The organism is Phocaeicola sp. HCN-6420, from assembly GCF_037890145.1.
In the GTDB taxonomy this organism is placed as follows: domain Bacteria; phylum Bacteroidota; class Bacteroidia; order Bacteroidales; family Bacteroidaceae; genus Phocaeicola.
The window spans coordinates 51,233-75,700 of the sequence record NZ_JBBKBJ010000016.1; the positions used below are offsets into that span (position 1 = coordinate 51,233).

Below are 24,468 nucleotides of genomic sequence, written 5' to 3' on the forward strand. Positions count from 1 at the left end.
CGTTCTCTGAAAACTAAATGAATTGCTTTATGGAAAAGGAAAAAGAAATACACTCTTGTGTGGACTGCGGCACACAGAACTGTAAGTATAAGGACCGTACTTATCCTGATTTCTGCCTGACTACAAACTTGAAGGAAGAGGATATGCAATGGGCGCTGGAACGGTATGATGAAGGGGATAACCGCCGGATAATGATTGCCAGTGCGGAAGTGGAATATGAGGGGTATTGCCAGTGGACGCGTGTGCAGGAGATCATGGAGTTTGCCCGCAAGATTAATGCGCACCGTATCGGCATAGCCAACTGTATCGGACTGATAAACGAGGCGCGTATCTTTGCTCGTATTCTCCGGGCGAATGGTTTCGAAGCGTACTCGGTCATCTGTAAGGTTGCCGGCAAGCCTAAGACTTCGATGGGTATTCCTGCCGAATGTGAAAGCATAGGTGCTGCGATGTGCAACCCGATTCTACAAGCACGTCTGCTGAACGAGGCAAAAACGGACTTGAATGTGGTAATCGGTTTGTGCGTGGGACATGACAGCTTGTTCTACAAGTATGCTGATGCGTATACCACTACGCTGGTAACCAAAGACCGTGTTACGGGGAACAATCCTGCTGCCGCACTTTATACTGCCAATTCGTATTACCGGAAGAAGTTCTTTAAGGGGGAAGAGAAAAAGTAATTTTCTGAGGTAAATATCATCGTATATAGAAAAAGTCAATCGGCCTGAACTGTTTTTATACAGGCTGATTGACTTTATTGTTTATTTCAATTTCTGCCCGTCGGCAAAGGCATTGCCAACTTTCTGACCGATTTCCAGATGCTACTTTGTCTTTTCGGTAATGGCTACCTTGATGACTCCATCCAGACGGTTCTCGAAGATGCGATAGGCTTCTTCTATCTGATCGAGCGGGAAACGGTGGGTAATGAGCGGTGTGGTATCGATCTTGCCCTCGGCTATCAGGCGAAGAATCTCGGCACAGTCGCAGCCGTCCACGCCACCGGTCTTGAAGGTCAGGTTCTTTCCGTACATGTCGGGCAGCGGAAGTACCTGAGGACGATCGTAAAGTGCGACAATGGTTACGATGGCATTCGGACGGGCACACTCCCACGCCATGCGGAATGTCTCGTCGGTTCCCGCCACTTCGATCACGACGTCGGCTCCTCCATGTGCACTGAGTCTGCGTACTTCTCCGGCACATGCTTCCGGTCGTACAACCCGTACATCGGGATAGTGCTCACGAACAAAGCGGATGCGTTCTTCCGACTGCTCGCATACGACAATCTGTTTAGGGCGTTTCAGCATCGTACACAGTAAAGTACAGATACCCGTGGGACCGGCTCCGATGATAAGAACGGTATCGTCGGGCGTTATTTCCGAGATACGTGCCGCCCAGAATCCGGTGGCAAGAATATCGCCCACGAAAAGTGCTTGTTCATCGGTTACACCTTCAGGAATGCGGTTCAGCCCCTGATCGGCATAAGGTACCCGTACATATTCTGCTTGTCCGCCATCGATGCGGCAGCCCAGTGCCCAGCCTCCGTGTTCGTCTTCGCAGTTGTTTACATATCCATGCCGGCAGAAGAAGCATTCGCCGCAGAAAGTTTCCACGTTGACCGTCACACGGTCTCCGGGCTTCACGGTGGTGACCTCCTCGCCTACCTGTTCTACAATGCCTACCATCTCATGCCCTACGGTAATGCCCGGCACGGCACGAGGTACACTTCCATGCTTGATATGCAAATCGCTGGTACAAATACTTCCCAATGTGACGCGCACCACTGCATCACGGGGGCCTTTCAATTCCGGCACGGGCTTCTCTATCAGCGAAAAACGTCCATGCTCCATATAGGTATATGCTAACATATTTTTATATTTTTAGTCTATTACTTCAATCAGAAAACTCACGAAACGGAAACCGTCATTACACGAAATCATGGCCGAACGCTCATTTTTCATCCAGCCGTCGTAGAAATTGCTGCCTCCATGAGCCGGTGCTATGACAAAGGAAAAATTTCATGTACGACATACCCATCCGTTTTTTATCTTCACTCAAATGTAAGGATTATCTCTTAATATGACAAGAGTTCATGATATTCTTTACAAAACGATGAGGCTCGTTTTCAGTTTTTTGTTAAGAAGTTATCAATGCACTCCTTACAATATTATCGGAGCCGAATCCCGACCTGATTGTCATCCTGGCCGGTTATGAGGATAAAATGCAAAAACTGCTCAAAAGTAATCCGGGGTTAAAGGAACGTTTTCCACTCCGTTTCTACTTCGATGATTATACTTCGGACGAACTGAGTGAAATAGCGCATCGCATTTTGAAAAGCCGCAACTTTGTCCTGACTCCTGAAGCTGATGAATATCTGAACCGTCTGATTGAAAAAGAAACCAGAATGCGGGATGAATATTTTGGGAACGGACGCTGGGTACACAATCTGGTAGAACAAGGTATCATCAAGAGTATGGCGCAGAGGGTAATGTCGGAGCCTCATCCTGTAGACAAACGTCTGCAATTGTTCAGTACGATAGAAGTATGCGACGTGAAAGAGGCGGAAATGAATTTCCTACATGCGATGAATTTGAAACTGACATCACCTTGCCGTATCGGATTCAGGGCATGAAAAATGTCTGGCAGAATGTTTGTTCGCCAGAAAGAAAAACGTTACCTTCGGAATACGCAGCCTGAACGCTGACAGAAAGTTCAGGCTACGTAAGCTGAAAGAAAAAGATTCCGACTACCCAGCCGAAGGCGGAAACACCATAAAGTATAACCTATAATCTGTAGCAGCATGAAAGAAGTACCCATAGAAAAAGCATTGACTTACATAGAGCCAGGACCGGTAGTACTCGTCACAACTTCCGACGGTAAGAAAAATAACGTAATGACTATTTCATGGACAATGGCTATCGACTTCGACCAGCACATTGTTCTTACCACAGGCGAATGGAATTATTCATTTGGTACAATGATGCGCACCAGAGAATGTGTAGTATGTATTCCTCCTGCACAAATGATAGATAAAGTAATACGCATCGGTACTGTCAGCGGCGTCGATACAGACAAGTTCAGTTTGTTCCATCTTAAAGCTCTTCCGGCACAAACCGTTCAGGCTCCGCTGCTTGACGGATGTATCGCTTGTCTGGAATGTAAGGTTACAGACTATATTGAACGCTATGGATTTGTGGTGTTAAAAGTTATGCGAGTCGTAGAGAACCGTGATTGTACAGACCAGCGGATGATCCACGCACGAGGTGACGGAACGTTCACTGCCGACGGAGAAACTTTCAACTGCCGGAAACTAATGGCCGACAAATTACCTCCGGGATTATAATATCCTGCCAGGCTAAATAATGCAATACGAGAACTATTCTTGTTCTACAAAAAGCAGTTTACTGGTATCATATCCTCTTGTACGAAGTTTATCGAGCAACTCTTCCTGTTTCTTGGCCGGCAAGGTTTTCTCACGACTCATAATCCAAAGGTATTTATCAGAACTGCTTCCTATCAATACATAGCGATAGTCAGAATCTACGTCGAGCACGTAATAATCGGAATAAAACCAAAGAAAGAACGAAACCTTCAGCTTGCCCGGATCCTTCGGATCAGGTTGTTTGGCACGTCCCTTAACTTCCTTATGCTTTCCGTTCTTATAACCTTCATTCTTTACGGAAATGCTTCCATTATCGCGTAATGTATACGTTGCCGTTACGTGAGTCATCCCTTTTTCAAAACGATGTTCATAACGGGCTATTTCGTACCAGCGTCCCATAAAACGAGATATATCAAACTCGATTACCGTACTGTTATCCAATGATGCCATGCGGTCGTCTTGTACCGACGAACAACCACCCATACTCAAAAGGGCACATAAAAGGAACAATATATTTTTCATCGTAGTAAGATTATTCTCAAAGATATAAAATAAATTGAAGAAATTCAAGACGGTAACAGGAATTACATCTATCATAAACAGATCCCCAACGTATGCAATCCGTAACCATATAGGGTAAACAACAAAAAAATGAAAGAGTCGTATCTTCCCTCTGTCCAGAGAGCATGATACGACTCTTTGTCTATATCTGTTATACTTTATAAACCTATCGAGATTTTATTTTAGCAGGGAAACCTCCCGTGCTTTTCTGTTGCAAGAAATCAGCCGATAACAACCTCACCGTCTACTGTAGCCTGATCTCCCCATGCACCAATAGAACCACTTTCTACAATAATCTTATCCTTACATAATTTAAGTGTCAAAGTGATTTTCTTTCCTCCTTGTAACGTTTCCTGTGGAGTTCCTAAATCTTCTAAAAGAGTTTTCAGACTATATTCTTTTGTCAACTGATTGATTTTAACAGATAAAATTACATCTGAAGTAGACTGTGGAACAAGATAAAAAGCAGCAGCTGCACCTTCTGCCATAAAACTTTCTACCCCCGGTTTGGTCTCTTTTATCCTTCCTGAAGCAGCATCTACTACGCATGACGCTTTTGCCTTACAAGTAGTAACTAAAGTTTTCAGTTCTTCTGCCGAATAATATCCGTCAGAAGTAAAGTTGACATTCAGCAAATGCATAGCATGATTAAAAGAAAGATTGACCGGCTTAGGAGTACCAACAGTTACCTTCTGTGCTTCAGACAGCAACAAATCCTTATATTCTGCCGAGTAAGTATTAAACTCAAATGTACCATCGCTGCCTAACTCCTGTTGCGGATAGCAGGCCGAAAAAGTAACTTCCGAAACATCTCCCGCCAATTTAAGCCCGCTCCATGTCATCGAAGTCGTGCCCAATGTATATGTAGTATGAATGGTATTCATATTTCCCGACACAAAAACGGACAAGACATCACCTTGCACAAAATTACCGCTTCCGTCCTGTTCCAAATTCGGAACTCGTGTCTGAGGAGCCACGTTCGTTACAATTTCAATTAAATCCTTCCCTTCCTGTGGCATTTCCACTTCTTTTTTCGAGCATGAAGCAGCCAAAACACCAGCCATCAATAATACATAAACTTTATTCATTCTCTTTTTGGTTTTTCTTTACCTAACAATCAAAGTTGGTAATAGGTTCATTTTCTTTTGAAATATTTTAATTTTTCAGTCTGTTTCCCATAAAACGACATTCAAAATGGAAAATAAAAAGGCATTTTTCCTCGATACTAAGCTGTCAAGCCTATATACAAAATATCCAACTTCTTGCTACATTCTATTTCAGGACACAAATTTTCGATGAAAACATTTAAATAAAAAAGGTCCCGTAAAACATCAATTTTACGGGACCTTTTTTATAAACAGCGGAGAGACAGGGATTCGAACCCCGGGTACCTCGCAGTACAACGGTTTTCAAGACCGCCGCAATCGACCACTCTGCCACCTCTCCAAAACTCTCTTACAAGAGTGCTTCGTTTCAAAAGCGTTGCAAAGGTACGCATTATTTCCAAATCTGCAAATAATTTGCCCCTTTTTTGATTATTTTTTCCTATTATCGTAACTTTGTACCTCGAAAACTCATATATAAATATAGACTAATATCAAACAATGATATATCCGCAAAACTTTGAACAGAAAATCGGATTCGACCAAATACGTCAGCTTTTAAAGACCAAATGTCTCAGCACGCTGGGAGAAGAAAGAGTTGACCAGATGGACTTTTCCGATGATTATAACGAAATAAACCGCCGGCTGGAGCAAGTAACGGAATTTGTCCGTATCACCCAAGAGGAGGATGATTTCCCAAGCCAGTACTTTTTTGATGTCCGTCCGTCACTCAAGCGTATACGTGTAGAGGGTATGTACATGGATGAACAGGAATTGTTCGATCTTCGCCGTTCGCTGGAAACGATACGCGACATCGTACGCTTTCTGCAACAAACAGACGAGGAAGAACAAACAAACGATGACGATGTTCATTCTCCCTACCCAGCCTTGCATGAACTGGCTGGAGATATCATGGTATTTCCCCAACTTATCACACGCATCAATAATATACTCGATAAATTCGGAAAGGTAAAAGACAATGCTTCTTCCGAACTTCTACGTATCCGCCGCGAACTGGCGTCTACCACAGGAAGTATATCCCGAAGCCTGAACAATATCCTGCGTGCAGCTCAATCGGAAGGTTATGTCGACAAGGACGTTGCTCCTACTATGCGCGACGGGCGACTTGTGATACCTGTTGCTCCTGGCATGAAGAGAAAAATACGAGGTATCGTACACGATGAATCGGCTACCGGAAAAACAGTATTTATCGAACCGGCCGAAGTTGTGGAAGCCAACAACCGTATCCGTGAACTGGAAGGAGAAGAACGTCGTGAAATAATCCGTATACTCACCGAATTCTCAGCCACAGTACGTCCGCAGGTTCCGGCTATTCTTCAATCATACGAGTTTCTTGCCGAAATCGACTTTATCCGGGCAAAGGCACTTTTGGGCATCGACATCAAAGGTATCAAACCGTCGTTCGAGCATCGGCAGGTAATAGACTGGTTCGAAGCTGTACACCCGCTTCTCCAGATGTCTTTAGCCAAACATAATAAAAAGGTAGTACCTCTCGATATCGAACTGAATACCGGACAGCGTATTCTGTTGATTTCCGGTCCCAATGCTGGTGGAAAGTCCGTCTGCCTGAAAACGGTCGGACTATTGCAATATATGCTTCAATGCGGTATGCTGGTATCCATGCACGAACGCAGTCACGCCGGAATCTTCAGCAGTATCTTTATCGATATAGGTGATGAGCAAAGTATTGAAGATGATCTGAGTACTTATTCTTCACATCTGACAAATATGAAGAATATGATGAAGTACTGCAACGAAAAAAGCCTGATACTGATCGACGAGTTCGGAGGAGGTACAGAACCGCAAATCGGCGGAGCCATTGCAGAAGCTGTATTGAAACGTTTCAATGCAAAAAAAACATTTGGAGTAATTACCACCCATTATCAGAACTTGAAACACTTTGCCGAAGACCATGAAGGAGTAGTAAACGGTGCCATGTTGTACGACCGGCACGAGATGCGTGCACTTTTCCAGTTGCAGATTGGCAATCCGGGAAGCTCGTTTGCCGTAGAGATTGCTCGAAAAATCGGACTTCCGGAAGAGGTCATAGCCGATGCTTCGGAAATAGTGGGAAGCGAATACATACAGAGTGACAAGTATCTGCAAGATATTGTACGCGACAAGCGCTATTGGGAAACTAAACGCCAGAACATCCGCAAACGGGAAAAAATAATGGAAGACACCATTGCCCGTTACGAAAAAGAGCTGGAAGAACTGGAAAAAAGCCGCAAGGAAATCTTGAAAAAGGCACGAGAAGACGCAGAACATCTGTTGCAAGAGTCGAATGCCAAAATAGAAAATACAATCCGTACCATCAAGGAAGCGCAGGCAGAAAAAGAACGTACCCGCATGGCACGTCAGGAACTGACCGACTTCCGCCAACAGGTAGAAGAGGCTGACAAAGCGGCTATGGAAGAAAAAATAGCACGCAAGATGGAAAAACTGCGCGAAAAACAAGAACGCAAGAAAGACAAAAAGAGTAAGCAAGCCAATCAGCCAGCAGTCCAGCCGGTACCTAAAGTCATCCCGCTTCAGGCAGGCGACTATGTACGCATCAAAGGACAAACCAGCGTAGGACAAATTATGGAGCTCAACGGAAAAAATGCCGTAGTCATGTTCGGACTGATGAAAACCAATGTGAAAGCAGACCGACTGGAACGTACCGAAGCTCCCAAGCAGACTCTCAATACGACGAAGGCAACTTTCGTCAGCAGTGAAACGCAAGATCGCATGTACGAAAAGAAACTGAACTTCAAGCAGGATATCGACGTGCGAGGCATGAGAGGCGATGAAGCCATACAGGCCGTAACTTATTTTATCGACGATGCTATACTTGTCGGAGTAAGCCGTGTACGTATTCTGCACGGAACCGGAACAGGTATTCTTCGCACACTTATACGCCAATATCTCGCTACCGTGCCGGGAGTAGCACACTTCCAGGATGAACATGTACAATTTGGAGGAGCAGGCATAACGGTAGTCGATTTAAAATAAAAAAACAGTATCTTTGTATTATGAAATCAATTAGAGAATTATACCGCATTGGTACGGGTCCCTCAAGCAGCCATACGATGGGACCGAGAAAAGCAGCCGAACAGTTCCTTGCCCGCCATCCGGAGGCATCGTCTTTTCAAGTCACACTTTACGGAAGCCTTGCAGCTACCGGTAAAGGACACATGACTGATGTCGCTATTCTGGACGTACTTCAGCCTCATGCTCCCGTAGAGATATTGTGGAAACCTCATGTATTCTTTCCTTTCCACCCGAACGGAATGACATTCAAGTCGTTCGACAAGAATAAGAAACAGACCGAAGAATGGACCGTCTTCAGCGTAGGAGGAGGCGCACTGGCCGAAGAAGGACAAGACAAGAATGCAACTCCTGAGGTATATAATATGAATACCATGAACCAGATACTTTACTGGTGCGAGCATACCGGACGAAGCTATTGGGAATATGTAGAACAATGTGAAGGTCCTGATATCTGGAAGTTCCTTGCCGAAGTGTGGGAAACCATGAAGGAAGCCATCCATCGCGGACTGGATGCAGAGGGAGTTCTCCCAGGCCCTCTGAATCTGCGACGAAAAGCGTCTTCCTACTACATCCGTGCCAAAGGGTTTAAGGATTCTCTTCGCTCACGCGGACTGGTATTTGCCTACGCTCTTGCCGTAAGTGAAGAAAACGCATCGGGAGGAAAAATCGTAACCGCACCTACTTGTGGAGCATGTGGAGTAGTCCCGGCCGTTCTATATCATTTGCAAAAGAGCCGGGATTTCAGCGATGCCCGTATTCTTCGTGCACTCGCGACAGCCGGACTTGTCGGCAACATCGTCAAGCATAATGCTTCCATTTCGGGAGCAGAAGCTGGTTGTCAGGCAGAAGTAGGAGTAGCCTGCTCTATGGCTTCGGCAGCAGCAAGCCAGTTGTTTGGAGGCAGTCCGGCACAAATAGAATATGCCGCCGAAATGGGACTGGAGCACCACTTGGGCATGACATGCGACCCCGTATGCGGACTGGTACAGATTCCTTGCATCGAACGTAATGCGTATGCCGCAGCCCGTGCTCTTGATGCCAATATTTACTCAGCCTTTACCGACGGACACCATCGTGTATCGTTCGATAAGGTCGTAGAAGTAATGAAGCAAACTGGTCACGACTTGCCTTCACTCTATAAAGAAACCAGTGAAGGAGGTTTGGCCAAGAATTATCAACCAATGGAATAAAAACCCGTTTTTTAATTTTGCCAGAGCCTCTTCTTGAATGCGTATCCGTAAAACTTCAAAAAGATCGCCCTGGCAAAATTATGTTGTAAAACCCCAATCCGAAATATTCTTAGTCAGCTAACCCTATATTGAAAATGAAATCATACAACGTTTATTTATTCGACTTCGATTATACTCTTGCCGACTCTTCCCGAGGAATTGTCATGTGTTACCGAAATGTACTGGAACGCCATCACCATACAGGGATAACCGATGAAACCATCAAACGGACAATTGGCAAAACCTTACAAGAATCATTCTCCATTATGACTGGCATAACCGATGCCGACACACTGGAACTATACCGGAAAGAATACGTTAAAGAAGCTGATACCCACATGACAGTCAACACTTTTCTCTTTCCAGAAACCATAGATGTGCTGACCCGGCTAAAAGCGAATGGAGCCCAAATTGGTATCATTTCGACCAAATACCGCTATCGTATCATGGAATTGTTAGGCAAGAAACTGCCGGAAAATTTTCTCAATATCATAGTCGGAGGTGAAGATGTGCAATGCCCCAAGCCCTCTCCCGAAGGACTCCTGTTTGCCATCGAGCACCTGGGCTGTCAGAAAGAAAATGTTTTATATATCGGCGACAGCACAGTAGACGCAGAAACCGCGCAAGCCGCCGGAGTTGATTTTGCCGGAGTGCTGCACGGAGCTACTACCCGTGAAGAACTCGCATCATATCCTCATGTGGCAATCATGAAAACTCTGGCCGAACTTTAAAAAAATATACATTTTTTCTCTCTAAACTGTTGGTAATATGAACAGAAAGCAGTACCTTTGCATCCGATTTTAATCCGTGGAGGTAGAAAAGCAACCGGATGAGAACGGTTCACCTTGCGGAAGAAACCCGTTTAATATATATTTAAAATGTACGTAATTGTAGAAATTAACGGTCAGCAGTTCAAAGCTGAAGAAGGCAAAAAACTGTTTGTTCACCACATCCAGAATGCTGAAAACGGTACAACTGTTGAATTTGACAAAGTTTTGTTGGTAGACAACAACGGTACTGTTACTGTAGGTGCTCCTACTGTAGAAGGTGCAAAAGTGGTATGCGAAGTAGTTTCTCACTTGGTAAAAGGTGACAAAGTATTGGTATTCCACAAAAAGAGAAGAAAAGGTTACAGAAAACTGAACGGTCACCGTCAGCAGTTTACTGAATTGACTATCAAACAAGTTATTGCTTAATCATTAAAAAAGTAGAAAGAAATGGCACATAAGAAAGGTGTAGGTAGTTCTAAGAACGGCCGTGAGTCAGCTAGTAAGAGATTAGGCGTAAAGATATTCGGTGGTTCAGCTTGCAAAGCTGGTAACATCATTGTTCGTCAAAGAGGAACAGTTCACAACCCAGGTGAAAACGTTGGTATGGGTAGCGATCACACTCTTTACGCATTGGTAGACGGTACAGTATGTTTCAAGAAAGGTCGCGAAGACAAAAGCTTCGTTTCTGTTATTCCTGCTGAAGCATAACTTTATACCACAAAAGAAATTGAAAGAAGGTATCCTCGCAAGAAGATACCTTCTTTTTTTATTGTCCTCTCTTCCCCAAAGGACAAAAACAAAAAATCGGGCGGAGCCACTTCACACAAGTTAGCTTCGCCCGATTTTATAAATTCAAAATTATCTTGCTATTTATTCAGCAGCATTTTCTGCAGCAGCATTTTCTGCAGCAGCCTCTTCAGCAGCAGGAGCTTCTTCCACAAAATCACTTTCTCCGCTTGAGATAAGCAAGTTGTACCACTGAATCAGTTTCTTGATATCACTGGTATGTACGCGATCGCGATCATATTCCGGCAATACTTCAGCCATGAAAGCGTGCAACTCTTCTACTGATGCTTTCTTGTAATCCAAAGCAGCTACCTGACCGTTTTCTTTCTTCTTTACAGAATCAAGAACAGTTGCCAAAGGCACTTCGTCATCATTTGTATACATGGCGATATCACCCAATGAAATCACCTTATCGCTGGCATAGATAGGCATTCTTTTCTTATTATCGACAGCTTCTACAATCAGCATATTTTTAGCCTGAGAAATCAGTTTATACAATCCCGGTTTGCCTGAGATAGCTAAAATAGTTTTCAACATACGATTTTATTATTTTTAGTTATTATATTAAACAAAAATACAACTCATATACGACATACACAAGCATCTTGCTCACCTTTTCTATTTTTTATGGTATTCAGCAATTCTTCCACCTGCGGGAGCAAGGGCCTTCCATCGTTCACAACTACAAAATCAGCCCGATTGCGTTTCACCTCTTCATCCATCTGTGAAGCAATACGACTTCTTACCTGCTCTTCCGTCGTCCCGTCGCGTTCCATCGCCCGCTTAATACGGATATCTAAAGGAGCATAAACAGCAACTACATAGTCTACTACATCGTCGAAACCGGACTCATACAAAATAGCACTTTCCAATGCTACGATTTCATGCCCCGCATTGGAAACCGCCCAACGGAGAAAATCTTTCTTTACACACGGATGCACAATGGAATTGATACGTGCAGCATGTTCCTCGTTCGCAAACAAATAACCAATCAGCAACGGCTTATTGAGCTTCTCACCGATATACACTTCTTCACCCAACAAGTCAACCAGCCCCTTGCGAATGTCCATATCAGAAAGCATCAAGCGTTTCGCTTCCGTGTCGGTATCGTATACAGGTAAGCCTGCCTTCTCGAGCAGATGAGCCACATACGACTTTCCACTTCCTATACCTCCGGTAATCCCTAGTCTGACCATAACTTATATTATTATTCTACAGCTTGTTGTTCGATCAAATAATCGACAGATGACGGATTCACGCGAACATGACTTACAAAATCGGGAGCTCCTTTTACCACCAAAGGTAATTTGTCTTCCTTCGCTTTCAATACATCCTCGTAAGTTACTCCTATGAAGAAATCGTCCGATGAAACATCTTTAAAGTGCCGCAACCCGACCTGAAAGGTTACTTGCACCTTCGAAGGGAACGTACGAAGTACTTTTCCCGCAGGGAAATTAATGCCCATAACCGGAACCTCGACTGTCTTTTCCGAATACATATCGACATAGATCGATAAATCATTATAAGACGGAATAAACTTGACCCCCTTCATTTTACACATACTTACACGCTTCTTTACCGTATCAGAAATATTTTCCCAATACAGTTTTTCCGTATATGCTACTTTCAGGGTGTCCAATATTTCCTGAGGAGCATAGGCCATAACAGAATCCGGACTAAAACTTATCCGCGAAATATAATATTGGCGTCCCGCCTGTATGGTTCCGGATAGCCTGACAGGCACCTTTTTCGCCTTTGCCTGTGTATAAATAAAATCGAGCGTATCGGGACGGATAGACAACACCTTGGTAGAAACATTCAGTTGCGCCGCCACCTTCTTGGTCAGCTCGGCAGACGGGATACGAACATGAGTCCCCTCCTCCTTGTAATCATTGAAATCGAAAGAAATAGGAAAGAACGTTCTTCCCAGCATATAATTCAGCAATACAGTTCCCCTGTCTTCCACCCGTATACGTACATCGTCCGGAAAATCGGAAGTAAGCACTACCTCCTTCGGAACATTTTTAAGACGCACCGGCACTCTGAATTCCGTCTGATACGAATCATCCAATGTCTGCAACATCCAGAAACAGAACGATATCAGCACAAAAAACAGGAAGACCAGACACTCCCTGCACTTATCGCTAAGCAAGAATGTTCTGATCTTCCGTAATCCCAGTCTATAATATCTCTTTATGTTCTTTACATCGAACATAGTGACCTATACTTTTTATGTTTATTTAGTCTGAGCCTGAGCATCTGCATAGATAGAGTTCTTATCCACCTTAATCTTAACACCAGATGCTATTTCCACGATAACAGCGTTATCTTCAATTTCTTTAATTTTTCCGTAAATACCACCGGCTGTAATAACCGACTGGCCTACTTCCAAGTTCTTGCGGAAGTTTGCTATTTCCTTTTGCTTCTTGTTCTGAGGACGAATCATAAAGAAATACATAATGGCGAAAATTGCCACCATCATAATCAGGAAAGAGTAATCGCCTCCTCCGGACTGCTGCAAAAATACAGTTAACAAATTCATAAATTCTTCTTAGTTTAATTAATATTAGGCGAACAAATATATTAATTTTTCGTCAACTTGTTTTCCTTTTTCAATTGATTAACTATTCCGTCCAGTGTTCCGTTGATAAATCCGCCACTCTTCGGAGTACTATACAACTTGGCAATTTCCACATATTCGTTCAGAGATACGTTTATCGGAATATTCGGGAAACTCAGAATTTCGGCAAGGGCAATCTGCATGATGATAACATCCATGACAGCCACACGGTCCAAATCCCAGTTCTTTGAGTTCTCACTGATCAGATGACGGTAATAATCAGCATTCAGGATAGAACGACGGAACAAGCGGCGTGCAAAATCCTGATCCTCCTCATCCTTAAATTCCGGAAGAAGTTCCTGCTTGTCACCGTTCTTCGGATCAAAACGCTTGATAGTCTTCAGCACGAAAGTATCTACTATCTCCTTGTCATCATTCCAATACAAGCTCTGGTCTTCCAGCACCTCATCAAGAGTAGTATTATTGAATATGATGCGTTTGTAAATCTTTCGCCACAGTTCACGGTCTTCTTCGTACGATGAAGTTTCGCTTGCCATATACTCCTTATATATATCGCTCTGCATAATCTGTTCGCACAAATTCTTGATAAAATCACCCTCGTTTTCCCATGTCTTCTTCTGGGTGCTGGCAAACTCATTCAGCTGCTTGTTCACCTCCAGCTGAGCAATAAAACGATTATCCACAAATTTAGTGTTGGGAGCCAAGTCTTCTTTTGTAGGAGCAAGTTTGTGTTTAGCCGCATCCAACCGCTTGTTGGCATAACGTGTAACCTCTACCATAAGAAGCAAGAGATAGTTATACAAATCATACGCTTTGGATAAACTGAAGAACAACTCCTTTTCTGCAGTATCCAAATTTTTTCCACCGTTCTGATAATAAGCGTAGATAATCTGAACTATCTTAAGACGAATAAGAACTCTGTTAATCATACTATATTTTTAATACAATTTCGAGTTGCAAAAATAGTTATTTTCTACCATACAAAACAAATATAACGTGCTTTTTTATACAAAAATATTATTCAGACAGATTTTTAGGGGCAGTTCTTTGTATTTTTCAAAAAAATCATCAAATTTGAAGCGGTTTTATAATACTTTATTTATGGAAGACTTGAAAAGAAATACAGCAACAGACGTAGACAAAGAGATTGTTTTCTCCAAGGCTATAAAGGCCGGAAAACGCATTTACTATCTTGATGTAAAGAAAAACAGAAAAGGAGAAATGTTTCTTGCTATTACAGAAAGCAAGAAAGTTGTTTCAGGCGAAGGCAATGCGCCTCAGGTCAGCTTCGAAAAGCATAAAATTTTCTTATATAAGGAGGACTTCGAAAAGTTCATGACCGGACTACAGGAAACCATCCAGTATATCGAAACCGAGCAAGGGCCGGCAAGCAGCGAACACCATACCGACGAAGACGACTCTCATTTTGCCGACAGCTCCGACGGTCACCTGAAATCGGATGAAATAAAAATAGACATTGATTTCTAATCCCCGCACACCGGAGTGTACGGTACAGAAGCTATATCAAAACAGAGCATATCAGCGTATGCAGACTCTATTTTGATATAGCTTTTACTATTTTTATCACGCCTTACGATGGCAGACCGTGCCATTGGCCTGATAAGTAGGCATAACCAGTACTTCGGCTATCTGTACATGAGCCGGAGCCGAAGCTGCATAATACACCACTTCTGCTATATCGTCGCCGGTAAGCGGACGGATACCTTTATATACAGCATCAGCCTTTGCCTTATCTCCCCTGAAACGTGTCACGGAAAAATTCGTTTCCACCAGCCCGGGCTTGATGTTTGTTACACGCAGAGGCGTATCGACCAAATCAATTCTAAGTCCGTCGGACAGTGCCTTGACAGCAGCCTTGGTCGCACAGTATACGCTTCCTCCAGCATATGCAGCATCGCCTGCTACCGAACCTATATTAATTAATGTGTCCACACTGACGTTCCACCATTCCCGGAACAACCATTCGAGTCATGGCAAGCAGTCCCTTGATATTGGTATCTATCACCACGTCCCACTCGTCGAGCGAACCTTCCTGTTCTTTATCGAGCCCTATAACCAGCCCGGCATTATTGACCAGCACATCAATATTCTTCCACTTACCCTGAAGAGAATCGAGTGCCTGCTTCATTGCCTCACGGTCGCGTACATCGAAAGGCAGGGTCAGCACTTCACACCCTTGCGCCACAAGTTCTTGTTTCAGTTTTTCCAGTTTTTCTACATTGCGCCCGTTCAATATCAAATTACTGCCCATTGAACCGAACTTCCGTGCGCACCCTTCTCCTATCCCGCTGGTGGCACCTGTAATAAGTATCGTCTTTCCTTTCATCTTTTTATATTTTTAAAATATCGTTCAATCACCTACAAAGGTATAAAAGTTCTTGTTTCCGCCCTACAAAATCACAGGTTCCGGCAGGCACCGGCAAATTATTTTCGACACCGCCGCACGTCTGCCGGAAAATGTCAAGACGTTTTTTTATTTTTTGTACAAAACATTTTATTTTTTGTACAAATTTCCCCCGACATTCAGCCACCTTCTTCATGCTTTTACCGGTTTTTCCAGACAGGTTCCGTCCCGATTCCGCCCAAGAGAAGAAAAAAAAGCCATTACAATATTTTGCGAACTCAAAGATAATCACTAATTTTGCACCGCTTTTTTAAGCTCATCGTGTGATATACCACATCGTGTGATGGCGAATTAAGCAACAAAAAACAACTTAATTTAGAGTAACACAAAAAATTTTCAAACAATGAAATCAATCGAAATCAAAGGTTCTTTGAGAACTGAAACAGGTAAAAAAGCTACTCATAGCTTGCGTCAGAACAATGGTGTTCCTTGCGTATTGTACGGAATGCAGAAAGACGAAAACGGAAATCAGGTTGCAACTCACTTCACAGTGACAGTTGACGGCTTGCGTAAATTGGTATACACACCGCATATCTACGTAGTAGACTTGAACATCGACGGTAAGGTTGTAAACGCTATTATGAAAGATATCCAGTTCCACCCTGTAACTGACGCTATTCTGCACGTAGACTTCTTGCAGATCAACGAAGAGAAACCAATCGTAATGGAAGTTCCTGTACAGTTGGAAGGTCTGGCAGAAGGTGTTAAAGCCGGTGGTAAATTGGCTCTTCAGATCCGTAAATTGAAAGTGAAAGCTCTTTACAACATCATCCCTGAACGTCTGGTTATCAACGTTACTAACCTGGGTCTGGGTAAAACTATCAAAGTTGGTGACTTGAACTTCGAAGGTCTGACTTTGCTGAACGCAAAAGAAGCTGTTGTTTGTGCTGTTAAATTGACTCGTGCTGCTCGTGGTGCTCAGGCTACAGCTGGTAAATAATTTAATTTAACTACCTGACAACAAAAAATCCCTTTCAATGAAATACTTGATTGTAGGGCTGGGAAACATTGGTGCCGAATACCATGAAACCCGCCACAACATAGGATTTATGGTATTGGACGCCCTTGCTAAGGCGTCCAATATTGTTTTCAAGGACGGACGATACGGAGCCACTGCCACACTTTCGCTCAAAGGACAGCAACTTATCTTGTTGAAACCTTCCACTTACATGAACCTGAGCGGAAACGCTGTGCGGTACTGGATGCAACAGGAAAAGGTTCCCTTGGAAAATGTACTGATAGTAGTAGATGATCTGGCTCTTCCCTTCGGAAGCCTGCGCCTGAAAGGCAAAGGAAGCGACGCCGGACATAACGGATTGAAGCACATTGCCGCTACATTAGGAACACAGAATTACGCCCGACTTCGCTTCGGCATCGGGAATAATTTTCCCAGAGGCGGACAGATTGACTACGTATTAGGAAAGTTTAGTGATGAAGACATGCAGCAAATGCCCGAACGGCTTGAAACTGCCGGCGAAATCATCAAGAGCTTTTGTCTTGCCGGACTGAACAACACCATGAATCAGTTTAACAACAAATAAACCAAACAACACATGGCTGAAGCAAGAATTGACAAATGGATGTGGGCTGCCCGCATATTCAAGACTCGCACCATTGCTGCCGAGGCTTGCAAGAAAGGCAGAATATGCATCAACGGCGCACAAGCCAAGCCGGCACGCATGATAAAGCCGGGCGATGTAATTCAGGTGAAAAAACCGCCTATTACATACTCGTTTAAAGTGTTGCAGGCTATCGAAAAGCGTGTAGGAGCCAAACTGGTTCCCGAAATAATGGAAAACGTCACGACTCCCGACCAGTATGAATTGCTGGAAATGAGTAAAATCAGCGGTTTCGTAAACCGTGCTAAAGGAACGGGACGTCCGACAAAGAAAGACCGGCGAGATCTGGATGAGTTCTTTACTCCGGAATATCTCGACGATTTTGACTTCGATTTCGACGACAATGACGAAGAAGAAGAATAAAAAACCGGGTATGAATTGCAGGAAACATTCCACAATCCATACCCGGTTCTTGTTTATGGCAGCTATTATAAGTTTGCCTTGATGTCATCAATCAGTTCCTGATATTCTGCATCACTCAGATATACCTTACCCGGATTCATCTGAAAAGTACCTCCATAATCGGGACCGTCTACATACTTCGGCGCCAGATGAAAATGTAAATGAGAAAGTTTGTCACTATATGCTCCATAATTGATTTTCTCCGGATGAAAAGCCTTGTCCATAGCACGGGTAACACGCACTACATCGGCCATAAAAGCATTACGGTCTTCATCACTTAATTCATTCAGGTCGTTTACATGGTCTTTGTAAGCTACGAGGCAACGTCCCCGGTAAGTCTGTTCCTTAAACAGAAAGACACGTGAAACGCTCAACTGAGCTATTTCAATCATCAGATTATGCAATGTTTCATTGTTCTGGCAATACAGACACTCTTTCGGATCACTTTTCATAATTGTGTTTCATTTAAATAATTAATATTAGTTTTGTCTAATAACTGTATGTAAACAGTTTGTTCAAGTCATTTTCTTCACCTACTACCCATACCACATCGTTTTCTTTAAACGGTGCATGTACCTGAGGGGTACGCAAGGCATCCTCACCTGCCGATTCTACGCCGACTACCAGACAATGATACTTATCGCGTATGCCACATTCAGCAATGCTATAACCAATGAACGGCGAGTCTTTGCCAACGACAAATTGTTTCAGTTTCATTTCGTGCTTTTCAAAATCTTCATCATCATAAGTATGTGTGGCAGCTTCCGCAATCGCTGCAAATGCGGACAACTGTTCATCGGTGCCAATCACCTGAATAGTATCGTTCGGGAAAATACATGTGTCACCATTCGGAATGTTCAACCGATGCTTTCCTCTGATAATAGAGGCTACATGTACATCGTATTTCTTGCCAAGATCAAGTTCTTTCAGGCTCTTTCCCGCCCACGACGATTCTTCCGGTATCAGAAAATCACTCAAGTGAAGGTCACGGTCGAGCAGACGTCCGGCATATTCCGGCTGCTTTTCACCCAGATATTCCTGCTGCATGTCCTTCGAATGCAGATTACGCACAAAGGTACGTTCCAGCACAATAGACTGTTTTTTGAGGAAACGTGAAAAAATCATGCCGCACACAAGGATAATGGCAATACCCACCATCAGTGCAGCCGAAGCACGGAACAGGTTTTCGATGATGAAAACTACAAAACCGATTGCAATAACAATACGCAAAAGAATAAGCGAAATAAGCGGAGCATGATTGAAACGGCTGTCCGACCACAGCGACTTAAACTCAACCGAACGGTTTTTCTTCATAATCAATGCCCGTAAGAAAGGAGCAATTGCCCCAATGGTAAGAATACTACCCAATATCCGTCCCCACAAATCTCCCAGCATATCTACAGCCAGAGGCACAATGAAATGCAGGAACAAAGCAGTCACTGCTACCGAAAGTACAGAGTAAATCAATACGATACGGATAATGGCCGTAACCAGTTTCTTCCAGTTATTACCATGGTTTGCAACCGATGCACCCGAAGAATAACGATCCAGCAAGCGACGCCAGCGAACCGGTATATACTTATCTATTACCTGATAGGCAGGTACGGCAAGACGAATCATATAAGGAGTCAGGAAAGTGGTGATAACCGAAACAGCTACTACGATGGGATACAGGAAATGGCTGGTCACCTTCAGGCTGACACCCAGTGAAGCAATGATGAAGGCAAACTCACCTATCTGCGTCAAGCTGAAACCACACTGCATGGCTGTCTTCAACGGCTGACCGGAAAGCAGTACGCCGGCAGTACCAAAAATGGTCTGTCCTAAAATTACGGCTACCACAATAACCAGAATCTGCACCTTGTATTCTACAATCATCGAAGGATCTACCATCATACCTACTGAAACGAAGAAGATAGCTCCAAACAAATCTTTTACGGGCGACACCAGCTTTTCGATGTGTTCCGACTCGATGGTTTCCGACAAAATAGAACCCATGATAAACGCTCCGAAAGCCGGAGAAAATCCTACCAGCGATGCGATATATACCATTCCGAAGCACAATGCCAGAGAAACAATGAGCAGCGTTTCATCACTCATCAGCTTACGTACCCGCTTCAACAGAAGAGGAATACCATAAATACCGACAACAAACCAAAGTATCAGGAAGAATACCAGCTTCAGAATACTGTATACCATTTCGCCTCCCTCGAAATTCTTGCTTACTGCCATGGTAGAAAGCATGACCATCAGCACAATAGCCAGAATGTCTTCCAGAATCAGGATACTCAGCACCAGTCCGGCAAAACGTTGCTGGCGGAGTCCCATATCATCGAAAGCCTTATAGATAATGGTCGTAGACGACATGGCAAGCATACCACCCAGATAAATGCAGTCCATCTGCCCCCAGCCGAACGTCCATCCTACGAAAACTCCCACCAGTATCATACAGAAAATAATGGTACATGCCGAAATAATGGCAGGACCACCTATCTTCATCAGTTTCTTCAGGCTGAACTCCAGTCCAAGAGCAAACAACAAGAAAATCACACCTATTTCCGACCAGATATGAATACTGGCAGAATCGACTACGGAAGGAGTAAACTTAAAATGAGGAGTACAAATAAAGCCGGCAACAATATACCCCAGTACCAAGGGTTGCTTCAGCTTCTTAAAGATAAGTGTCATGATACCGGCACATATCAGAATCAGTGCCAGATCACTTATTAATGGAGTTAATTGGGACATTTGTAATTACATATTATAATTGTTGCCGCAAAAATAAGTAATAATTTTAAAGTTGCGTCGCCGAAAGACAAGTTATTTCCTTTCGGACAACAAAACCTGCCAAAAAGATTTTTTCAAGAATGTGAAGGGCGTGAAGGGCATAAATAGCGAATTGAGTCAACAGACAACTGCTATATGAGTATTTTTGACTAACTTTGCCCGACAATAACCATAAAATTATCAGGAAACAAACATGATAGTCTGCATAGCCGAAAAGCCCAGTGTGGCACGCGACATAGCCGAAGTATTAGGCGCACGAAACCGGAAAGAAGGATATATCGAAGGAAACGGATACCAGGTTACCTGGACCTTCGGACATCTTTGTACCTTGAAGGAGCCGCATGAATATACTCCGGCATGGAAATCGTGGAGCCTGAGCAGCTTGCCGATGATTCCTCCCCGCTTTGGCATCAAGCTGATAAACGATCCGGGGATTGAAAAGCAGTTTCATATCATAGAGGGACTGATGCAGCAGGCCGATGAAATCATCAACTGCGGTGATGCGGGCCAGGAAGGAGAGCTGATTCAGCGGTGGGTAATGCAGAAAGCAGGAGCACGCTGTCCGGTCAAACGCCTATGGATTTCATCGCTTACCGAAGAGGCTATTCGCGAAGGTTTCGCCAACCTGAAAGAACAATCCGAGTTTCAGCCGCTGTACGAGGCGGGACTGAGCCGCGCCATAGGCGACTGGGTATTGGGAATGAACGCCACCCGTCTGTACACGTTGAAGTACGGACAGAACCGTCAGGTGCTTTCTATCGGAAGAGTGCAGACTCCTACGCTTGCCCTGATCGTAAAACGCCAGCAGGAAATAGAGAACTTCAAACCCGAACCTTACTGGGAACTGAAAACGGTATATCGGGAAACGACCTTCAACTCGACCAAGGGTAAATTCTCGTCGAAGGAAGAAGGTGAGAAGTTTTTGGAAACCGTCCGGAACTCCGACTTTACCGTTACCGATGTTTCGGCTAAAAAAGGGACGGAAGCTCCTCCCCGACTGTTCGACCTGACTTCGCTGCAGGTGGAATGCAACAAGAAGTTCAGTTACTCGGCCGACATGACCTTGCAGCTTATCCAGTCACTCTACGAAAAGAAAGTGGCTACCTATCCGCGTGTAGATACGACTTTCCTGAGTGATGACATCTATCCCAAATGCCCGAACATCCTTGCCGGACTGAAAGACTATGCGGGTTTCACAGCTCCGCTGGCCGGAAAGAAGTTGCTGAAATCGAAAAAGGTGTTCGACAATTCGAAGGTAACCGACCACCATGCCATTATCCCTACCGGTGTGCAGCCTCAAGGACTGACTGATATGGAGAAACGGGTATTCGATTTGATAGCACGCCGTTTCATCGCAGTCTTCTATCCGGACTGTAAATTCTCCACAACTACAGTATTGGGAGAAGTCGACAAAGTGGAATTCAAGGCAACCGGTAAGCAGATTCTGGAGCCGGGATGGAGAGTAATCTTTGCCAAAGAACAGCAGGAAGAACCCAAGGAAGGCGAAGAAGAACGCGTTCTGCCGCTCTTTACCGTAGGCGAAAGCGGACCGCACACACCCGATCTGACCGAAAAGTGGACACAGCCCCCTAAGCCTTACACGGAAGCTACTTTGCTTCGTGCCATGGAAACTGCCGGTAAACTGGTAGACAACGATGAACTGCGCGACGCCTTAAAGGAAAATGGCATCGGCCGTCCGTCTACTCGTGCAGCCATTATCGAAACACTTTTCAAGCGTCATTATATACGTAAGGAAAGAAAGAACCTGATTGCTACCCCAACAGGAGTGGAACTGATACAACTCATCCACGAAGAGTTGCTGAAATCGGCAGAACTCACCGGTATCTGGGAAAAGAAACTGCGTGAAATAGAACGCCGCAGCTACGATGCCGCTACGTTCCTTGCCGAACTGAAACAGATGGTAACCGAAATAGTATACAGTGTACTCCGCGACAATACGAACCGACGGGTAACCATCATGCCCGATGAATCATCGGACAAAGGTACAGCAAAAGCAAAGGCTAAAAAGGGAAGCACCTCAAGGGTAAAGGCTTCGGACGCCGAGAATGATACAGCCTCAGCCAAGCCCAAGCGTACCCGGAAAGCAAGCACCACAACCAAAGAGCAAACAACTGCTGCCCAAACGCAGCCGGTACCGACAACCACGCAGGCGGCAACAGGTGATGAACTGATTGGTACCCCTTGCCCGCTCTGTGGCAAAGGGCATATTATCAAAGGAAAGACTTCTTACGGGTGCTCGGAATGGAAAAACGGTTGTACGTTCAGAAAACCATTTTAAGGTTTTCGGGCAGGTAACCGCTGCGTATGCGCCACTCCTGTGGATAAAGGTTATTGGCACGGTTGCCGATGTTCTTTACAAAACCTAACGGAACATCGTGATAAGCCACCAGCACATATCCACGGGGGACGTCGGCATCCAGCACAACGACTTCCTTTCTTAAATAAGCAATGGCTTGCTCGTACGTCAGGTTGGCTACCGGAAAACAGTCTGCACAGCGTTTTACAGACATGGCCAGAGCGTGGTCGGGAATACAATCCTTACCTTTTAGTCCGGCCACCGTAATACCGGCATGAAGCACTTTTAAAGTCGACTTTATCACTTCATATAAATCCTGATATGCCACAGGGAAAGCTGTTATCTCATTATTCTCTACCGTCCATACATACTGCTCCGGACTGTCTACCCATGTCTTGACCTCTTTCGGACATACAACCGGCTGTCCTCCGGCTTTCTGACCTTTTTTCTTCTTATCCTTTTTCGGACGCTTACCCGTACAGTCTGCGGAAGCTTCCATTGTATCATCCTCATACTTACGAAGTACAGCCAGAAACAAGCCCTCTCCTACTGTACGATGTGGTAAAAAACGGTATACAGGGAAATCACTGCCGGTCAGATTGCCCGTAATGTTCCATTCTTCCTGTACAGCTACCGGAAGCACCTCAGCCCCCAGTTCGCGGGAAATCCATGCTACATTATCCTCGTTTTCCTCCCGATTATACGTACAGGTACTATAAATCAAAAGCCCTCCCGGTTTCAGGCAAGACCAGATATCCTTTAGAATCCGACGCTGCCGCTGCCAGCAGACAGTCACATTGTCTATACTCCACTCGTCTACAGCTACCGGATCTTTGCGGAACATTCCTTCTCCAGAGCAAGGAACATCTGTCAGAATCACATCGAACATGGCTTCCAGCGGAGTAAAATCGGCAGGATCGTTATTCGTGACGATCACTCCCTCGTCGCCCCATTTGATCAGGTTCTCCGCCAGTACCTGCGAACGATTTCTCATCACTTCGTTTGCAACAAGCATACTGCCTTCGGGCAACACCGAACGAGCCAGCGTAGACTTTCCCCCGGGAGCCGCACAAAGGTCGAGCATCACCACAGGCGTATGTACATACTGACGTAATGCCTGCTCCACAAACATGGAAGATGCTTCCTGTACATAGTAACTTCCGGCATGAAACAAGGGATCGAAAGTAAAAGTAGGACGCGTATTCAGATAATACCCCGTTTCGCACCAGGGGATAGAAGTACTTTCGGCAGGAACAGACTTACATTTATTCCGGTTCAGACGGATACTTACGGGAGTATCGTGCTGCAAGGCTTCGTATAATTTTTCAAATTGCTCTTCGCCCAGCAAACTGCGGGTGCGTGTGACAAAGTCGGAAGGAAGGTTCATATAAAATGTTCGATATGGTTTTCGGAGTACAAAAATAGTACAAATAGCATTTTCCCCCAAGATATTTT

Annotated in this window: 24 protein-coding genes, 1 tRNA gene and 2 pseudogenes; 13 read left to right on the forward strand and 14 right to left on the reverse strand. The window is 44.4% G+C overall.

Features of this window, described 5'->3' with window-relative positions:
* The first annotated feature begins 29 nt into the window (after positions 1–29).
* The gene (locus tag WKT12_RS10560) at positions 30–680 is read left to right on the forward strand and encodes a DUF1847 domain-containing protein (protein ID WP_021971394.1); all 651 of its coding nucleotides are present in this window, start codon (positions 30–32) and stop codon (positions 678–680) included.
* Between the two features lie 141 nt (positions 681–821).
* Here WKT12_RS10560 and WKT12_RS10565 read toward each other — a convergent pair whose 3' ends face one another.
* Positions 822–1,865: an alcohol dehydrogenase gene (locus WKT12_RS10565; protein WP_340319659.1), complete on the reverse strand. Its 1,044-nt coding sequence runs from the start codon at positions 1,863–1,865 to the stop codon at positions 822–824.
* Between the two features lie 12 nt (positions 1,866–1,877).
* Positions 1,878–2,006 (reverse strand): annotated as a pseudogene (locus WKT12_RS10570) (TIGR04076 family protein); the annotation flags it as partial.
* A 212-nt stretch (positions 2,007–2,218) separates the two neighbouring features.
* Between WKT12_RS10570 and WKT12_RS10575 the strand changes: the two are divergent.
* Positions 2,219–2,629, forward strand: coding sequence for an ATPase AAA family (locus tag WKT12_RS10575; RefSeq protein WP_021971391.1), 411 nt, complete (start codon positions 2,219–2,221; stop codon positions 2,627–2,629).
* A 168-nt stretch (positions 2,630–2,797) separates the two neighbouring features.
* Entirely contained in the window at positions 2,798–3,340 is a 543-nt protein-coding gene (locus WKT12_RS10580) for a flavin reductase family protein (RefSeq protein WP_340319660.1), read from the forward strand.
* Positions 3,341–3,373: 33 nt separating this feature from the next.
* Here WKT12_RS10580 and WKT12_RS10585 read toward each other — a convergent pair whose 3' ends face one another.
* The 3 genes from WKT12_RS10585 to WKT12_RS10595 form a co-directional block, all read right to left on the reverse strand.
* Positions 3,374–3,901 carry a lipocalin family protein gene (locus WKT12_RS10585; protein WP_445323138.1) on the reverse strand — a complete coding sequence of 176 codons (528 nt, stop codon included), beginning with the start codon at positions 3,899–3,901 and terminating at the stop codon, positions 3,374–3,376.
* A 260-nt stretch (positions 3,902–4,161) separates the two neighbouring features.
* Complete coding sequence (locus tag WKT12_RS10590) at positions 4,162–5,028, reverse strand: fimbrillin family protein (protein WP_340319661.1); 867 nt, start codon at positions 5,026–5,028, stop codon at positions 4,162–4,164.
* A 273-nt stretch (positions 5,029–5,301) separates the two neighbouring features.
* Positions 5,302–5,386 (reverse strand) — tRNA-Ser (locus WKT12_RS10595).
* Positions 5,387–5,544: 158 nt separating this feature from the next.
* On the opposite strand from WKT12_RS10595, the gene WKT12_RS10600 reads away from it, so the two are divergent.
* The 5 genes from WKT12_RS10600 (at position 5,545) to rpmA (ending at position 10,804) form a co-directional block, all read left to right on the forward strand.
* Entirely contained in the window at positions 5,545–8,058 is a 2,514-nt protein-coding gene (locus WKT12_RS10600; RefSeq protein WP_340319662.1) for an endonuclease MutS2, read from the forward strand.
* 20 nt (positions 8,059–8,078) lie between these two features.
* A complete protein-coding gene (locus WKT12_RS10605) occupies positions 8,079–9,287 on the forward strand; it encodes an L-serine ammonia-lyase (protein WP_021971386.1) in 1,209 nt (402 codons plus the stop codon).
* A 134-nt stretch (positions 9,288–9,421) separates the two neighbouring features.
* Positions 9,422–10,057: an HAD-IA family hydrolase gene (locus WKT12_RS10610; protein WP_021971385.1), complete on the forward strand. Its 636-nt coding sequence runs from the start codon at positions 9,422–9,424 to the stop codon at positions 10,055–10,057.
* A 147-nt stretch (positions 10,058–10,204) separates the two neighbouring features.
* Positions 10,205–10,522, forward strand: a complete 318-nt coding sequence (gene rplU / locus WKT12_RS10615; protein WP_340319663.1) for a 50S ribosomal protein L21 — start codon at positions 10,205–10,207, stop codon at positions 10,520–10,522.
* A gap of 21 nt (positions 10,523–10,543) precedes the next feature.
* Entirely contained in the window at positions 10,544–10,804 is a 261-nt protein-coding gene (gene rpmA, locus WKT12_RS10620; RefSeq protein ID WP_007566750.1) for a 50S ribosomal protein L27, read from the forward strand.
* Between the two features lie 162 nt (positions 10,805–10,966).
* On the opposite strand, the gene WKT12_RS10625 is transcribed toward rpmA, so the two are convergent.
* The 5 genes from WKT12_RS10625 to nusB are packed head-to-tail and all read right to left on the reverse strand — an operon-like array spanning position 10,967 to position 14,392.
* A complete protein-coding gene (locus WKT12_RS10625) occupies positions 10,967–11,419 on the reverse strand; it encodes a DUF5606 family protein (RefSeq protein WP_340319664.1) in 453 nt (150 codons plus the stop codon).
* A 44-nt stretch (positions 11,420–11,463) separates the two neighbouring features.
* Complete coding sequence (gene coaE, locus WKT12_RS10630; RefSeq protein ID WP_340319665.1) at positions 11,464–12,078, reverse strand: dephospho-CoA kinase; 615 nt, start codon at positions 12,076–12,078, stop codon at positions 11,464–11,466.
* Positions 12,079–12,089: 11 nt separating this feature from the next.
* On the reverse strand, positions 12,090–13,097 hold the full coding sequence (locus tag WKT12_RS10635; protein WP_021971382.1) for a CdaR family protein: 1,008 nt from the start codon (positions 13,095–13,097) through the stop codon (positions 12,090–12,092).
* Between the two features lie 21 nt (positions 13,098–13,118).
* Complete coding sequence (gene yajC, locus WKT12_RS10640) at positions 13,119–13,424, reverse strand: preprotein translocase subunit YajC (RefSeq protein WP_021971381.1); 306 nt, start codon at positions 13,422–13,424, stop codon at positions 13,119–13,121.
* Positions 13,425–13,465: 41 nt separating this feature from the next.
* Complete coding sequence (nusB, locus tag WKT12_RS10645; RefSeq protein ID WP_021971380.1) at positions 13,466–14,392, reverse strand: transcription antitermination factor NusB; 927 nt, start codon at positions 14,390–14,392, stop codon at positions 13,466–13,468.
* A 172-nt stretch (positions 14,393–14,564) separates the two neighbouring features.
* Between nusB and WKT12_RS10650 the strand changes: the two genes are divergently transcribed.
* On the forward strand, positions 14,565–14,951 hold the full coding sequence (locus tag WKT12_RS10650; RefSeq protein WP_340319666.1) for a PUR family DNA/RNA-binding protein: 387 nt from the start codon (positions 14,565–14,567) through the stop codon (positions 14,949–14,951).
* A gap of 96 nt (positions 14,952–15,047) precedes the next feature.
* Here WKT12_RS10650 and WKT12_RS10655 read toward each other — a convergent pair.
* Positions 15,048–15,810: pseudogene (locus WKT12_RS10655) on the reverse strand (SDR family NAD(P)-dependent oxidoreductase).
* Between the two features lie 421 nt (positions 15,811–16,231).
* On the opposite strand from WKT12_RS10655, the gene WKT12_RS10660 reads away from it, so the two are divergent.
* Genes WKT12_RS10660 through WKT12_RS10670 form a run of 3 tightly spaced genes read left to right on the forward strand, consistent with a single transcriptional unit; the run spans position 16,232 to position 17,870 of the window.
* Positions 16,232–16,828 (forward strand): 50S ribosomal protein L25/general stress protein Ctc, encoded by a 597-nt coding sequence (locus WKT12_RS10660; RefSeq protein WP_340319667.1) that lies wholly within the window; start codon positions 16,232–16,234, stop codon positions 16,826–16,828.
* 37 nt (positions 16,829–16,865) lie between these two features.
* Complete coding sequence (gene pth, locus WKT12_RS10665) at positions 16,866–17,429, forward strand: aminoacyl-tRNA hydrolase (protein ID WP_021971376.1); 564 nt, start codon at positions 16,866–16,868, stop codon at positions 17,427–17,429.
* A 12-nt stretch (positions 17,430–17,441) separates the two neighbouring features.
* On the forward strand, positions 17,442–17,870 hold the full coding sequence (locus WKT12_RS10670; protein WP_021971375.1) for an RNA-binding S4 domain-containing protein: 429 nt from the start codon (positions 17,442–17,444) through the stop codon (positions 17,868–17,870).
* A gap of 65 nt (positions 17,871–17,935) precedes the next feature.
* On the opposite strand, the gene WKT12_RS10675 is transcribed toward WKT12_RS10670, so the two are convergent.
* Together WKT12_RS10675 and WKT12_RS10680 are read right to left on the reverse strand one after the other, a co-directional pair.
* Positions 17,936–18,361 carry an HIT family protein gene (locus WKT12_RS10675; protein WP_340319668.1) on the reverse strand — a complete coding sequence of 142 codons (426 nt, stop codon included), beginning with the start codon at positions 18,359–18,361 and terminating at the stop codon, positions 17,936–17,938.
* Between the two features lie 37 nt (positions 18,362–18,398).
* Positions 18,399–20,657, reverse strand: coding sequence for a cation:proton antiporter (locus WKT12_RS10680; RefSeq protein WP_340319669.1), 2,259 nt, complete (start codon positions 20,655–20,657; stop codon positions 18,399–18,401).
* 232 nt (positions 20,658–20,889) lie between these two features.
* Here WKT12_RS10680 and WKT12_RS10685 point away from each other — a divergent pair, with 232 nt between their 5' ends.
* A complete protein-coding gene (locus WKT12_RS10685) occupies positions 20,890–22,995 on the forward strand; it encodes a DNA topoisomerase 3 (RefSeq protein WP_340319670.1) in 2,106 nt (701 codons plus the stop codon).
* Here the strand turns inward: WKT12_RS10685 and WKT12_RS10690 are convergent.
* A complete protein-coding gene (locus WKT12_RS10690; RefSeq protein ID WP_340319672.1) occupies positions 22,979–24,400 on the reverse strand; it encodes a methyltransferase RsmF C-terminal domain-like protein in 1,422 nt (473 codons plus the stop codon). The two genes, WKT12_RS10685 and WKT12_RS10690, sit on opposite strands and share 17 nt — an antisense overlap.
* Positions 24,401–24,468 lie beyond the last annotated feature (68 nt).